The following is a 14,577-nucleotide window of genomic DNA, read 5'->3' as shown; positions in this document are numbered from 1 at the left end:
CAGCCATGACCACTCCACCGGCGTCCGAACCGGACCGTACCGTCCGCCTCGGCAAGGAAGACGTCGACTCCGCACCCGTGGTGGCGCTCGGCCCGGTTCGGCGATCGCAGCCCACCGCTCCCGAGCAGACCGTCCGCCTCGGCGACCCCGCACCCGGGCCGAACGCGACGGTGCAGCTGCGCATCGAAGCCGAATCGGCCGCCCTGAACGAGGAGTTGACGGTCCGGCTGAGCCAGGACGAGTCCGCCGGCACCGTCCGGCTCGGCCCGCCGCCGGCCGGGAGCACCGTGCAGCTGAGGCTGCCCGCCGAGGCGACCGGCTTCGAGAGCGCGACCTTCCTCGACCCCGACGCCTGGCCCGCCCCCGCAGGTGCGGACCGCACCCTCGCCGAAGCCCCGCCCACCGCTCCCCAGCCGCTCCAACAGCCGGACGGCCTGCGCCGGTTCGGCCCCGGCGTCCCGCCGCAGGCGGCCGCCGTCTGGCACGGCACCGCCGAACCGCCCCGCAAGCGCCGTTGGCGGCGCTGGCTGCTCCTGCCGCTGCTGCTCGCGCTGCTGGCCGCTCTCGGGTACTGGGCCTGGCAGCAGTACGGTCGCCCGATGGTGGTCGACTCGGTCGCCGTATCGACCGAGCCGGCGCCGCTGGGCTGCGAGGGCACCCAGGTGATCCGGGCCACCCTGGCCACCGACGGCGGTGGCGGCGACCTCCGCTACCGCTGGCGCCGCAGCGACGGCACCGACTCCGGCGAACTGACCCAGCACATCGCGCGCGGCCACCGCAGCACCGAACTGGTGCTCCGCTGGTCCTTCCACGGCCAGGGCTCGATGGACGCCACCGCCACCCTGGAGCTGCTGGCCCCGGAGGCCCACACGGCGGGTGTCTCGTTCACCTACGCCTGCGCCTGACGACCTGACAAGTTGAGTCGCTGTCACATCTCCGGAAGGCGATCTTCAGGCCCCGGAGGGCCTACGGAAGCTTCGCACCAGTGAAGTCCGTCACTGGTTCGGGGCTCCGTGCCTGGTCAGGGCGGGTCCGCCGCCAAGATCGAGACGGACCGAAGTTAGCATGAGGGGTAACGTCCTACCCTCGAAAGATGGACTTGTGACTGTCAACGACGACGTGCTCACGAACTGGAACAGCCGCGAGGAGATCGCGGAGTCGATGATTCCGATCATCGGCCGACTACACCGGGAGAAGGACGTCACCGTCCTGCTGTACAGCCGCTCCCTGGTGAACAAGTCGGTGGTCAGCATCCTCAAGACCCACCGGTTCGCCCGCCAGATCGCCGGGGGGGAGCTCTCGGTCACCGAGACGCTGCCCTTCCTGCGCGCCCTCACCTCGCTCGACCTCGGCCCGTCCCAGATCGACCTCGGGATGCTCGCGGCCACCTACAAGAACGACACCCGCGGCCTGACGGTCGAGGAGTTCACGGCTGAGGCGGTGGCCGGCGCGGTCGGCCCCGACAAGCTGGAGCGCCGCGAGCCCCGCGATGTCGTGCTCTACGGCTTCGGCCGAATCGGCCGCCTGCTGGCTCGGCTGCTGGTCGAGAAGGCCGGCTCGGGCAACGGCCTACGGCTGCGGGCCGTCGTGGTCCGCAAGGGCAAGGGTGACGACCTGGTCAAGCGCGCCTCGCTGCTGCGCCGGGACTCGATCCACGGTCAGTTCAACGGCACCATCACGGTGGACGAGGCGACCAACACGATCATCGCCAACGGCACCGCGATCCGGGTCATCTACTCGGACGACCCGACCACGGTCGACTACACCGAGTACGGCATCAACGACGCCATCCTGGTCGACAACACCGGCATCTGGCGGGACCGCGAGGGGCTGTCAAAGCACCTGCGTCCGGGCATCGCCAAGGTCGTGCTGACCGCCCCGGGCAAGGGCGACGTGCCGAACATCGTGCACGGCGTCAACCACGACACCATCAAGCCGGACGAGCAGATCATCTCCTGCGCGTCCTGCACCACCAACGCGATCGTCCCGCCGCTGAAGGCGATGGCGGACGAGTACGGCGTGCTCCGCGGCCACGTGGAGACGGTCCACTCGTACACCAACGACCAGAACCTGTTGGACAACTACCACTCCTCGGACCGCCGTGGCCGCGCAGCGGCGCTGAACATGGTGATCACCGAGACCGGTGCGGCCTCCGCCGTCGCCAAGGCCCTGCCGGACCTCAAGGCGAAGATCAGCGGCAGCTCGATCCGCGTCCCCGTGCCGGATGTCTCGATCGCGATCCTGAACCTGCAGCTGGCCCGCGAGACCACCCGCGAGGAGGTCCTGGACCACCTGCGCGAGGTGTCGCTGACCTCGCCGCTGCGCCGTCAGATCGACTTCACCAACGCCCCCGACGCGGTGTCGAACGACTTCATCGGCTCCCGCCACGCCTCGATCGTGGACGCGGGCGCGCTCAAGGTGGACGGTGACAACGCCATCCTCTACCTGTGGTACGACAACGAGTTCGGCTACTCCTGCCAGGTCGTCCGGGTCGTCCAGCACGTCTCCGGCGTCGAGTACCCGACCTACCCGGCCCCGGCAGCCTGACGGACCGTCCGACCGCACGCCCGACGAGGCCGCCCCCGAACCACGCGGGGGCGGCCTCGTCGGGCGCCGGGCCCGGGTCCGGTCGGCAGTGCCCCACCTGACACGAGTGACCTCGACGACCGGATTCCAGTGGCGCCAGGTGGCCTGACGGCTGGTCGGCTGCCTTCCCGCGCGGCGGGTCAGGGTGGGGGCGGCTGGGAGCCGTGGTCGCGCAGCCAGCGCCGGTACGCCGGGCTGCGGGCGGCGGCGGTCCGCTGGGCTTCGGCGACGTGCTGGACCAGCGTCGGGCCGAGGTGGGCCACCGGGCCGGCCTGGTGCCAGGCGAGCAGGTGGCGGTACCAGAGCGGGTTGCCGGTGATCGGGCGGACGGCGATGCCGGGGAGCTCCTCGAAGCTGGCCTGACACAGGCTCACCGCGTGGCCGCCCCGGACCAGTTCCATCAGCAGCCGCCCCTCCACCTCGTGCACCGTACGCATCCGGTGGCCGGTCGCCAGGAAGGTGCTGGACCAGTACTCCCGGATCCGGTCGTCGTCGGGGCGCGGGGACGCCCAGTCCTCGTCGGCGAGTTCGTCCAGGGTGACCTCGTCCCGCGCCGCCAGCCGGTGGGCGGCGGGCAGGGCGACGAACAGCGGCTCGGTGGCGATCGGGTGCAGCGCGACGCCCGGACAGGGGGCCAGCTCGTAGCCGGGGCTGTCGCCGACCACGGCGACGTCCAGCCGGCCGTTGGCGACGTCGTCGACCAGCGGCACCGACGATCCGTGCCCCCGCGAGACGATCCGGGCCCCGGGGTAGTGCAGCTTGAGGGCGGTGATCAGCCCGCCCAGCGGCGGCGCATTGACGGAGCCCAACCTGAGCTGCGGTACCGGATCACCGGAGCGGGCGGCCAGCGCGGCGGTCCCCAGTAGGTCGTCGATGGTGGGCAGGACCGCCCGGGCCCGGGCGAGCACCACCTCGCCGAAGGCGGTCGGCACGGCCCCGGAGGGACTGCGGTCGAAGAGCGGGCCGCCGAGCATGCTCTCGATCCGCCGCAGCTGCGCACTGAGCCCCGGCTGGGTGAGCCGGAGGGCGGCGGCGGCCCGGCTGAGGCTCCCGGATTCGGCGATCGCGCAGATGATCCGCAGGTGGCGTATCTCGAGCTCCATAACGGGATGTTATGGAGCGATGAGAGCTCCCCGGAAGGGCTCCGAGCCTCCAATCTTGTCCCACATGTGAAATGTCATATGACATAGGAGTGGCGACAATGAGAACACGAAGGGCCCGACTGGCCCTGGGCGCGGCGCTCGGGCTGCTGTCCACGGCGGCCTGTACGGCCTCGAACGGCAACAGCGCCGGGGACGCTGTGGCCGTGCGGGGCGGCACGCTGCACGTGCTGTCGAGCATCGACCTGGAGCACCTCGACCCGGCCCGCGCCTACGTCACCTCCAGCCAGGACGTGGGTCGGCTGATCTACCGGACGCTGACCACCTTCGCGCCCGCCCCCGGGCCGGCCGGCGGCACGATCGTGCCGGACCTGGCGACCGACACCGGGCGGCCCAGCGACGGGGCGAAGACCTGGACCTTCACCCTCAAGGAGGGGGTGAAGTACGAGGACGGACGGCCCGTCACCAGTAAGGACGTCAAGTACGGGGTCGAGCGGACGTTCGCCGCCGAGCTGCCCGAGGGCCCGCCGTACGCCCGGCTCTGGCTGGCCGGCGGCGAGGCGTACAAGGGCCCGTACCTGAGCCCGGCCGGGCTCGCCTCGATCGAGGCGCCGGACGACCGGACCATCGTGTTCCGGCTCAACCGCCCGGTGTCCGACTTCGGTTCGGCCGTGTCGCTGCCGATGTTCGCCCCGGTGCCGCAGGACAAGGACACCGGGGTCGGCTACGACAACCGCCCGTTCTCCTCCGGCCCGTACAAGATCGAGCGGTTCGAGGCCAAGAAGCAGCTCACGCTGGTGCGCAACACCTCCTGGGACCAGGCCACCGACACCGTCCGCAAGGGCCTGCCGGACAAGGTGGTGATCGACCTCAACCTCGATCCGGCCGTGGTCGACCAGCGGCTGATCGCCGGTCAGGGCGAGGACGCGGACGCGGTCGGGCTCGAGCCGATCGGCCCGGCCTCGGTCGGGCGGGTGCTGAACGACCCTCAGCTCAAGCAGCGGCTGGTCACCGGGGAGTCGATCAACACCCGGTTCCTCAGCATCAACACCAAGCGCGGGCCGCTGGACGACGTCCGGGTCCGGCAGGCCATCGCGTACGCGCTGGACAAGGACGCCCTGCGGACCACCCGGGGCGGCCCGATCGCGGGGGAGTTGGCGACCACCCTGCTGCCGCCCACCCTGCCCGGCCACGCCGCCGAGGACCCGTACCCGAGCAAGGACGGCAAGGGCGATCCGGCGAAGGCCAAGGCACTGCTCGCCGAGGCCGGCCACGGCGCCGGGGTGACGCTCACCCTGGACACCCCGGCCACGGCGGGCGGCAAGGCGCAGGGCGAGGCGGTGCAGGCCGCGCTGGGCCGGGCCGGGATCACCGTGAAGATCAACGAGATCAGCTCCTCGGCGTTCTACTCCACCGTGGGCAGCCCGGCCCGCCAGCACGACCTGGTGATCGACGGCTGGACCCCGGACTGGCCGGGCGCCTCGACCTACCTGCCGATCCTGTTCGACGGCCGCCTGATCACCGGTGAGGGCAACAACAACCGCGCCCAGTACGACTCCGCCGAGGTGAACAAGCGACTGGACGAGATCAGCACGATGGGCGACCCGGCCGCCGCGCAGGCGGCGTACGGCGAACTGGCCAAGCGGATCATGCGGGACGCGCCCGTGGTGCCCTTCCTCTGGGACAAGGCCGCCGTCCTGGTCGGACCGAACGTCACCGGGGCGTACGGGCACACCGCCTTCGTCGGCCGGCTCGACCTGGTCTCGCTGGGGCTGCGCAAGTGACCGTCCTGCGCAGGCTGTCGACCCAGCGTTCGGCCGCCCTCGCGCTGGCCGTGGTGGCCCTGCTGGTGCTGGCCGCGATCGCCGCCCCGGTGGTCGGCTGGCTCACCGGCAACTCACCCACCGAGTTCCACGGCGAGGCGGTGGACCCCGCGCTCGGCGGCCTGCCGCGCGGCGCGGCGGGCGGGATCAGCGCCGAGCACTGGCTCGGCGTGGAGCCGGTGAACGGCCGGGACGTGCTCACCCGGGTGGTGTACGGGGCGCGGGTCTCGCTGCTGATCGCGGTGTTCGCCACCGCGCTGTCGGTGCTGCTGGGGACCACGCTCGGTCTGCTGGCCGGCTTCCTCGGCGGCTGGGTCGACACCCTGATCGGCCGCCTGATGGACCTGCTGATGTCCTTCCCCGGTCTGATCTTCATGATCGCGCTGATCTCGGCCGCGCCCGGCGCGGACCGCCGGCTGCTGCTGGTGGCGGTGCTCGGGTTCTTCGGCTGGCCGTACGTCGGCCGGATCGTGCGCGGGCAGGCGATGGTGCTGGCCCGGGGCGAGTTCGTGGCGGCGGCCCGGGTGCTCGGCGCCTCCCGGCGGGCCCTGCTGCTGCGCGAGGTGCTGCCCAACCTGACCGGCCCGGTGCTGGTGGTGGCGACCATGTCGATCCCGGCCTGCGTCGCCACCGAGGCCGGGCTGTCCTTCCTCGGCGTGGGCGTACAGCCGCCGACGCCGAGCTGGGGCCAGATGATCGCCGCCGCCGTGCCCTGGTACGCCGCCGACCCCGTCTACTTCCTCATCCCCGGCGCCTTCCTGTTCGCCACCGTGCTCGCCTTCAACGTGCTCGGCGACGCGGTGCGCGATGCGCTCGACCCCCGGAGCCAGCGACGATGATCCTCTACCTGCTGCGCAGACTGGCCGTCACCGCGGCCATCCTGGTGGTGATCTGCGCCATCACCTTCTCGATCTTCTACCTGATGCCCGCCGACCCGGCCCAGGGCGCCTGCGGCAAGGCGTGCAGCCCGGAGCGGATCGCCGAGATCCGCACCACCCTCGGGCTGGACCGCTCCCCGGTGGCCCAGTTCGGGGACTACCTCGGCGGCATCGTCACCGGCCGGACGTACGGCACGGGGGAGCGCGCCGTGCAGTGCCCGTTCCCCTGTCTGGGCTTCAGTTTCCAGACCAGCCAACCGGTCTGGCACCTGCTCACCGACCGACTGCCCGTCAGCATCTCGATCGCGCTCGGCGCGGCCGTGCTCTGGCTGACGGTCGGCGTGGCGGCGGGTGTGGTGTCCGCGCTGCGGCGCGGCAGCCTGTGGGACCGCGCCGCGATGACCGCCGCGCTCGGCGGCATCTCGCTGCCGATCTACTTCACCGCCCTGGTGCTCCAGTACCTGCTGGTCGTCCAGCTCGGGGTGCTGCCCTACCCCCGGGTGGTCCCGTTCACCCAGGACCCGGCCGGCTGGGCGGAGTCGATGGTGATGCCCTGGATCACCCTGGCCATGCTCTACGCCGGGGTGTACGCCCGGATCACCCGGGGCGAGATGCTCGACAGCCTCGGCCAGAACTACGTGCGCACCGCCCGGGCCAAGGGCCTGCCCGAGCGCACCGTGGTGCGCCGGCACGCGCTGCGCCCCGCGCTGATGCCGATCGTCACCATCTTCGGCATGGACCTCGGCGCGCTGCTCGGCGGCGCGCTGATCACCGAGTCGGTGTTCGGCCTGCCCGGGGTCGGCAAACTCGCGGCCGACGCGATCGCCGGCGCCGACCAGCCGGTGATCCTCGGCGTGACCCTGTTCGCCGCCGCCTTCGTGGTGCTCGCCAACCTGGCCGTCGACCTGGTCTACGCCGTGCTCGACCCGAGAGTGAGGGCCGTCGGATGAGCTTGCTGACCGTACGTGATCTGACGGTGGACTTCCGCTCCGGCGTCCGCGCCGTGGACGGGCTCGACCTGGACCTGAGTGCCGGTCAGGTGCTCGGCGTGGTGGGGGAGTCCGGCAGCGGAAAGTCCGTCACCAGCCTGGCCGTGCTCGGCCTGCTCCAGGGCGCCACCGTGCGTGGTGAGATCCGCTTCGACGGACGGGAGTTGACCACGCTCGACCAGCGCTCGCTGCGCCGGCTGCGCGGCGACCGGATCGCCATGGTCTTCCAGGACCCGCTGTCCTGCCTCAACCCCTACTACTCGGTGGCCTTCCAGATCGCCGAGGCCTACCGGGCGCACCACCGGGCCGGGCGGCGGGAGGCCCACAAGGTCGCCGTCCGGATGCTGGAGCGGGTCGGCATCCCCGAGCCCGAACGGCGGGCCCGGGCCTACCCCCACGAGTTCTCGGGCGGGATGCGGCAGCGCGTGATGATCGCGATGGCGCTCTGCCTGGAACCCGACCTGCTGATCGCCGACGAGCCGACCACCGCGCTCGACGTCACCGTCCAGGCGCAGATCCTGGACCTGCTGCGCGAGCTGCGGGCGGAGGCCGGCACCGCGATCATGCTGATCACCCACGACATGGGCGTGGTCGCCGGGCTGGCCGACCAGGTGGTGGTGATGCACCAGGGGCGGGCGGTCGAACGCGGCACCGTCCGGGAGGTCTTCCACCGGCCGCAGCAGCCGTACACCCGCGGCCTGCTCGCCTGCGTGCCGCGCATCGACGGGCCGCTGCCGCACCGGCTGCCCACCCTGGAGGCGACGGCATGAGCGAGCGAAGCAAGCGAAAAGTCGAGCACAGCGCCCTGCTCGAAACCCGTGACCTGGTCAAGCGCTTCCCGGTACGGCACGGCCTCACCCGGCGCCTGGCCGGGCACGTCACCGCCGTCGACGGCGTCTCGCTGCGGGTCGACCCCGGCGAGACCCTCGGCCTGGTCGGCGAGTCCGGCTGCGGCAAGTCCACGGTCGCCCGGCTGCTCACCGGGCTGGAACGCCCCAGCTCCGGCACCGTCCGGTTCGCCGGACGGGACCTCGACGCACCGGACGACCCGGCGGTGCGCCGCGAGCTGCAACTCGTCTTCCAGGACCCGTTCTCCTCGCTCAACCCCCGGCAGACCGTCCGGCAGATCCTCGCCGCACCCTTCCGGTACCAGGGTCTGACCCCCGACGAACCGGTGGAACGGCTGCTGGCACGGGTCGGCCTGCGCCCCGAGCACGCCGACCGCCACCCGCACGAGTTCTCCGGCGGCCAGGCCCAACGCATCGGCATCGCCCGGGCGTTGGCGCTCCGGCCGAAGCTGGTGGTCTGCGACGAACCGGTCTCCGCCCTCGACGTCTCGGTGCAGGCGCAGATCCTCAACCTGCTCAAGGACCTCCAGGACGAGTACGGCCTCGCCTACCTGTTCATCGCGCACGACCTCGGCGCCGTACGGCAGATCAGCACCCGGATCGCGGTGATGTACCTCGGCTCCGTGGTCGAGACCGCCGACCGCGACACCCTGTTCGCCACCCCCGCCCACCCGTACACCCGCGCCCTGCTGTCGGCCGTGCCGCTGCCCGACCCGGACACCGAACGGACCCGCGAGCGGATCGTGCTCCGCGGTGACCTGCCCAGCCCGCTCGACCCGCCCAGCGGCTGCCGCTTCCGCACCCGCTGTCCGCAGGCGGCCGACCGCTGCGCCGCCGAGCGACCGGTGCTGAGGGTGCTCGCCGACGGGCACGAAGTAGCCTGCCACTACCCGGAGTTCGACCAGTGATCCTGACCACCCACCGCCTGCCCGGCCTCGCGGTGACCGACCACGTCTTCACCGTGCCGCTCGACCACGCCGACCCCGGCGGCCCGACGATCGACGTCTTCGCCCGCGCGCTGGCCGACCCGGCCCGCGCGGCGGACCAACTGCCCTGGCTGCTCTACCTCCAGGGCGGCCCCGGCGGGAAGTCGCCGCGCCCGCTGAACGCCACCGGCGGCTGGCTCGGCCACGCCCTGAAGACGCACCGGGTGCTGCTGCTCGACCAGCGCGGCACCGGCCGGTCCACCCCGGTCACGGCCCGCGCGGCGGCCGGCTTCCGCACCCCGCAGCAACTGGCCGACCACCTCGCACTGTTCCGGGCCGACTCGATCGTCGCCGACGCCGAACTGATCAGGCGTCAGCTCTGCGGCCACCAGCCCTGGGAGACGCTGGGCCAGAGCTACGGCGGCTTCCTCACCCTCAGCTACCTCTCGCAGGCCCCCGAGGGCCTGGTCGCCTGCTACGTCACCGGCGGCCTGCCCGGCCTCGACGCCACCGCCGACGACGTGTACGCCGCCACCTACCCCCGGGTGCGAGACAAGGTCACCGCCCACTACGCCCGCCACCCCGGCGACCGCGCGCTGATCCGGCGGATCGCCGACCGGCTCGGCGCAACTCCCGTACGCCTGCCGGATGGTGACCGGCTGACCGTCCGCCGGCTGCGCACCCTTGGCCTGCTGCTCGGCATGGGTGACGGCTCCGCCCGCCTGCACTGGCTGCTGGACGACGCCTTCGACGCCGACGGCGAGCTCTCCGCCGCGTTCCTGCACCAGGTGGCCCAGCTGACCGCGTTCACCGACAGCCCGCTGTTCGCCGCCCTGCAGGAGTCGATCTACGGCCAGTCCGGCGCCGCCACCGGCTGGGCCGCCGCCCACGCCCTGACCGCCCACCCCGAGTTCGCCGAGGAGGCCGACCCGCTGCTGCTCACCGGCGAGATGGTCTACCCCTGGATGTTCCGCGAGATCACCGGCCTCCGCCCGTTCGCCGAGGCCGTCGAGCTGCTCGCCCGGCGCACCGACTGGCCGGACCTGTACGACCCCGCCCGGCTGGCCGCCAACCAGGTGCCGGTGGCCGCCGCGATCTACCACGACGACATGTACGTGGACGCCGAGCTGTCCCTGCGCACCGCCCGCTCGGTCGGCGGCCTGCGCACCTGGGTCACCAACGAGTGGGAACACGACGGGGTCACCGCCTCCGGGGCCCGCGTGCTCGCCCGCCTGATGGACCTCGCCGCGGACCGGATCTGACACCCCCACACCCCCACACCCCTAGGAGACCGATGAGACTCCGCTCCCTCACCGCCGCGCTCGCCCTGGCTGTCCCGCTGGTGGCCGCCACCCCGGCCGCCGCCGCCCCCTCCGCCAACGCCGCCGCGTGCGCCCTGCCCGGCCGGACCGGCTGGACCGACGAGGGCCACGACACCGACCGTACGCAGTTCCAACGGGCGCTCGGCACCAAGCGCGTCCTGCTGCTGCACGTCGACTTCCCCGACGCCCCGGCCACCGGCGAGTTCGCCGACTACTACCGTCAACTCGCCCCGGCCGCCGACTGGTTGAAGGAGGCTTCGTACGGCAGGACCGGTCTCGAGATCACCCCGCTGAACCGCTGGCTGCACATGCCGCAGGACTCCGCCTCCTACGGTTTCGAACGCGGCATCACCTTCGAGCAGCACGAGCTCTACGTCCGCCAGGCCGTGGAGGCCGCCGCGCCGTACACCGACCTGGCCCGGTACGACCTGGTCTACGTCGTCCCGACCAAGTCCGCCTCGGCGATCAGCTTCTCGCCCACCTACCTGTACGACCCGGCCGCCGCCGGCATCGTGGTGGGCGGCAAGCGCCTCAAGTGGGCGGTGACGTTCGGCCAGGACATGTACCGCTGGGGCCCCAAGGTCGCCGCGCACGAGACCGGGCACACCTTCGGCCTGCCCGACCTGTACGCCTTCACCGGCACCGACTACCACCGCTTCGTCGGCGGCTGGGACCTGATGGGCCTGATCTCGGGCCCGGCCCCGCAGCAACTCGGCTGGGAGCGCTGGAAGCTGGGCTGGATCGACGACCACCAGGTGGCCTGCCTGCCGGCGAAGGGCCGGCGCACCGTCCGCCTGCAGGCCGTCGAACGCCCCGGCGGCACCAAGATCGCGGTGATCCGCACCGGTGAGACCACCGCGTACGTCGTCGAGTCCCGCCGGGCTGTCGGCGGGGACGCCGGTGCCTGCTCCACCGGCGTGCTGGTCTACAAGGTCGACAGCGCGGTCCAGACCGGGGAAGGCCCGGTCCGGATCGTGAACGGCAACCCGGGTGCCGCTTTGCCGACCGGCTGCAAGCCGCTCGACCTGGCGGCGTACGGGCCGGGGCAGTCCTTCACCGACCCCGCCGCCGGAGTTCGGATCGACGTCGGGCACCGGGGCGCGTACGCCGACACCGTCACGGTCAGCAGGAGCTGACCGTCCACCGACTCGCGTCGGGGCACCGTCGGGGCTTCCCCACGGCTGAGCGGTGTCCCGACGCGAACCCACCCTCTCCCCCAGGAGGTACACCTCATGAGATCCCCCGTCAGAACCGCCCGCCCGCTCGCCGCCGTACTGGCCCTGGCCGGCCTGCTCGTCCTGCTGGTCGCCCCCGCCGAACGCGCGGCCGCCGCCACCGCGCCGGCCTCGTCCTGCGCCCTGGCCGGCACCACCGGCTGGACCGACGAAGGCCACTTCACCGACCGCGCGCAGTTCCAGCAGCCGCTGGGCACCAAGCGGGTGCTGACCCTCTTCGTCGACTTCGCCGACGCCCCCGCCGACGGCCCCACCGCCACCTACGGCACCCAACTCGCCCCCGCCGCCGACTGGATGTGGAAAGCCTCCTACGGCCGCACCTGGCTGGCCGTCACCCCGCTGAACCGCTGGCTCCGGATGCCGCAGCAGTCCGCCTCCTACGGCTTCCAACGCGGCATCAGCTTCGAGCAGCACGAGGTCTACGTGCGGGACGCCGTGGCGGCCGCCGAACCGTACGCGGACTTCACCCAGTACGACATGGTCTGGATCGTCCCGCCGAAGTCGGCCTCGGCGATCAGCTTCACCCCCACCTACGTCTACGACCCCACCACGGCGGGGGTCACCGCCGACGGCACCCGGATCAAGTGGGCCGTGACGTTCGGTCAGGACATGTGGTACTGGGGCCCGAGGATCGCCGACCACGAGACCGGGCACACCTTCGGCCTGCCCGACCTGTACGCCTTCACCGGCACCGAGCAGCACACCTACGTCGGGGGCTGGGACGTGATGGGCAAGGTCGGCGGCCCGGCCCCGCAGTACGTCGGCTGGGAGGGCTGGAAGCTCGGCTGGATCGACGACACCCAGGTCGCCTGCCTGCCTGGCCCCGGCTGGACCAACGTCGACCTGAACGCAGTCGAGTACGTCGGCGGCACCAAGATCGCGGTGATCCGCACCAGTGCCACCACCGCGTACGTCGCCGAATCCCGCCGAGCCGCCTACGCCGACCCGAACCCCTGCTCCACCGGCGTCCTGATCTACAAGGTCGACACCTCCGTGCAGACCGGCTACGGCCCGATCCGTGTCGTCAACGGCAACCCGACGGCCACCCCGCCCACCGGCTGCACCCCGCTCGACATGGCGGCCCACCGCCCGGGCCAGAGCTTCACCGACTGGACCGCCCGGGTCCAGATCTCGGTCCGCAGCGGCGGCGCGTACGGGGACAGCATTCAGATCAGCAGCTGGTGACGCGGTGTCTCCCGGCTGAGATCACCTGACGGTCACTGTCGCCCTTGGCGACGACGGCGCGGCGGTCCCGCCCCCTGGACTACGGGGAGACGTCCGCGCCGCGGCTGCCGGACAGGGGCACGGCTGCGCTGCCCTGACGCGCGGTCACCGGCAGGCCGGCCAGGGCGGCGGCACGTTCGGCGTACCGCTCGGCCGTCGGCTCGCCTTCGGTGAACCGGCCTGCCCTGGCGGGATCGTAGGTGATGGCGATGCCGCTGCCGTCCTCCTTCGGTCCGACGGAGGTCCAGGTCTCGGGCCGGGCGGCCGTGGTGAACCTGTCTATCGCCGAGGTCATCTCGTTGCGGGAGTAGGCGCCGGGCCGGAGGGCGACGGTGAGGCCCGGGGAGACCTTGGCCTCGATCAACTCCGTTACGGCGGAGGGAACCGGACCCTTCCAGTAGATGTCGGCGCGCCGGTTGGGCGAGTCGATCACCGTGCCCGCGTAGCCGCCGGAGTCGCGGGCGCCGGACTCCGCCCAGTCCTGCACCGCGTCGGTCACGAGGTGGAGCTTCCGCTGCGCCTGCGGGTCCGCGAGCAGGACCATCGGCTCGGCCCGGACGGTCGGCCCGTCGTCGTCCCCGCCGCTTGCCGCGCCCAGGGCGGCAGCCGCAACGACGGTGAGCGTCAGGGCGAGCACGAGACGGACCGGGCGCATGGGCGGACACCTCCGGCGAAACCTGAAGAAGCCAGTCCGGCCAGCCTAGGCCCGGCCACCCCGCCGGCCCGGGCCGGACGGCGTGTGCCCGCCCGCGCACGCCCCCGCGCGAGCGGTTCAGTCGAGGTCGGCCGTGGTCCGGGGCAGGGCGGGGGCGGTGAGGGAGGGGTCGATCAGCACCGGGTCGTCGGCCCGGGCCCGGGCCAGGGCGGTGGGGGAGAGGTGAGCGGTGGCGAGGGCGGGCCCGTCGGGGCCCGCCTCCGTCAGGAGGGTGCCGTCGGGGTTCCAGACGGCGCTGCCGCCGCAGCCGTGGTACGGGCCGCTCGGAGCGCAGTGGTTGGCCAGGACGGTGTAGCTGGTGTTGTCGAGGGCGCGGGCCGGTAGGACGGTGGTGCGCTGGTGGGCGCCGCTGCCGCGGCCGAGCATGGCGCCGAGCAGGTAGGCGTGCGCGCCGTCCAGGGCGGCGGCGCGGGCGTGCTCGGGGAAGCCCAGGTCCCAGCAGATGCCCAGCCCGAGGCGCCAGCCGTCCAGGGTGAGGGTGCAGCCCTTGGTACCCGGGCTGAAGCCGGCGGCGCGCTCGTTCGGGGTGGAGTGCTGCTTGTCGTACTGGGTGACGAACCGTCCGTCCCGGCCCAACACCAGGGCGGAGATGCGCAGTTGGCTGCCGGCCTGGTGCCGGGTGGGCGCACCGACCACCACGGCGACGCGGGCCTCGGCACACGCGGCGGCCAGCGGGTCGAGCCGGGCGTCGGCCGGGCCGAGGGCGTACCGGTCCGGGTCGGCGACGATGCCGGGCAGTTCGTAGCCGGTGAGGAACAGCTCCGGCAGCACCAGCAGCGCGGACCCCTGGTCGGCGGAACGTCGGACCAGCTCGGCGGCGGTGGCGACGTTGGCGGGGATGTCCAGGGCGGCGCACGGGGCCTGACCGGCCGTCAGGGTGAGACCGGCCGACGGCAGCGCATGAAGATCATTCATGGACCGCCAGAATACC

13 protein-coding genes are annotated in these 14,577 nt (G+C 72.6%); 10 read left to right on the top strand and 3 right to left on the bottom strand.

Annotated features, from left to right (window positions below; translation table 11 throughout):
- Positions 1–5 precede the first annotated feature (5 nt).
- On the top strand, positions 6–905 hold the full coding sequence (locus F4556_RS01775) for a hypothetical protein (RefSeq protein WP_184911040.1): 900 nt from the start codon (positions 6–8) through the stop codon (positions 903–905).
- A gap of 196 nt (positions 906–1,101) precedes the next feature.
- A complete protein-coding gene (locus F4556_RS01770; RefSeq protein ID WP_184911038.1) occupies positions 1,102–2,547 on the top strand; it encodes a glyceraldehyde-3-phosphate dehydrogenase in 1,446 nt (481 codons plus the stop codon).
- Between the two features lie 179 nt (positions 2,548–2,726).
- On the opposite strand, the gene F4556_RS01765 is transcribed toward F4556_RS01770, so the two are convergent.
- The gene (locus F4556_RS01765) at positions 2,727–3,689 is read right to left on the bottom strand and encodes a LysR family transcriptional regulator (RefSeq protein WP_184911035.1); all 963 of its coding nucleotides are present in this window, start codon (positions 3,687–3,689) and stop codon (positions 2,727–2,729) included.
- A 98-nt stretch (positions 3,690–3,787) separates the two neighbouring features.
- Here F4556_RS01765 and F4556_RS01760 point away from each other — a divergent pair, with 98 nt between their 5' ends.
- From F4556_RS01760 to F4556_RS01725, 8 genes are all read left to right on the top strand, one after another.
- Positions 3,788–5,470 (top strand): ABC transporter substrate-binding protein, encoded by a 1,683-nt coding sequence (locus F4556_RS01760; RefSeq protein WP_184911033.1) that lies wholly within the window; start codon positions 3,788–3,790, stop codon positions 5,468–5,470.
- Positions 5,467–6,348 carry an ABC transporter permease gene (locus tag F4556_RS01755; protein ID WP_184911031.1) on the top strand — a complete coding sequence of 294 codons (882 nt, stop codon included), beginning with the start codon at positions 5,467–5,469 and terminating at the stop codon, positions 6,346–6,348. The genes F4556_RS01760 and F4556_RS01755 overlap by 4 nt, the downstream gene beginning before the upstream one ends.
- Positions 6,345–7,337, top strand: a complete 993-nt coding sequence (locus F4556_RS01750) for an ABC transporter permease (protein WP_184911028.1) — start codon at positions 6,345–6,347, stop codon at positions 7,335–7,337. Before F4556_RS01755 ends, F4556_RS01750 begins: the two co-directional genes overlap by 4 nt.
- Positions 7,334–8,146 (top strand): ABC transporter ATP-binding protein, encoded by an 813-nt coding sequence (locus F4556_RS01745; RefSeq protein ID WP_184911026.1) that lies wholly within the window; start codon positions 7,334–7,336, stop codon positions 8,144–8,146. Before F4556_RS01750 ends, F4556_RS01745 begins: the two co-directional genes overlap by 4 nt.
- On the top strand, positions 8,143–9,132 hold the full coding sequence (locus F4556_RS01740) for an ABC transporter ATP-binding protein (RefSeq protein ID WP_184911024.1): 990 nt from the start codon (positions 8,143–8,145) through the stop codon (positions 9,130–9,132). The genes F4556_RS01745 and F4556_RS01740 overlap by 4 nt, the downstream gene beginning before the upstream one ends.
- Entirely contained in the window at positions 9,129–10,412 is a 1,284-nt protein-coding gene (locus tag F4556_RS01735) for an alpha/beta fold hydrolase (protein ID WP_313068107.1), read from the top strand. The genes F4556_RS01740 and F4556_RS01735 overlap by 4 nt, the downstream gene beginning before the upstream one ends.
- Positions 10,413–10,444: 32 nt before the next feature.
- Positions 10,445–11,608, top strand: a complete 1,164-nt coding sequence (locus F4556_RS01730) for a M6 family metalloprotease domain-containing protein (RefSeq protein WP_184911021.1) — start codon at positions 10,445–10,447, stop codon at positions 11,606–11,608.
- A 96-nt stretch (positions 11,609–11,704) separates the two neighbouring features.
- Positions 11,705–12,892 (top strand): metallopeptidase domain-containing protein, encoded by a 1,188-nt coding sequence (locus tag F4556_RS01725; protein WP_184911019.1) that lies wholly within the window; start codon positions 11,705–11,707, stop codon positions 12,890–12,892.
- 79 nt (positions 12,893–12,971) lie between these two features.
- Here the strand turns inward: F4556_RS01725 and F4556_RS01720 are convergent, their stop codons facing one another.
- Entirely contained in the window at positions 12,972–13,586 is a 615-nt protein-coding gene (locus tag F4556_RS01720; RefSeq protein ID WP_184911018.1) for a hypothetical protein, read from the bottom strand.
- A gap of 117 nt (positions 13,587–13,703) precedes the next feature.
- Positions 13,704–14,561 (bottom strand): carbon-nitrogen hydrolase family protein, encoded by an 858-nt coding sequence (locus F4556_RS01715; RefSeq protein ID WP_184911016.1) that lies wholly within the window; start codon positions 14,559–14,561, stop codon positions 13,704–13,706.
- Between the last annotated feature and the right edge of the window lie 16 nt (positions 14,562–14,577).

This window comes from Kitasatospora gansuensis, from assembly GCF_014203705.1.
Classification (GTDB): domain Bacteria; phylum Actinomycetota; class Actinomycetes; order Streptomycetales; family Streptomycetaceae; genus Kitasatospora; species Kitasatospora gansuensis.
Note: the sequence above shows the minus strand (reverse complement) of the source record. Positions and strands in the feature narration are given on the sequence as shown.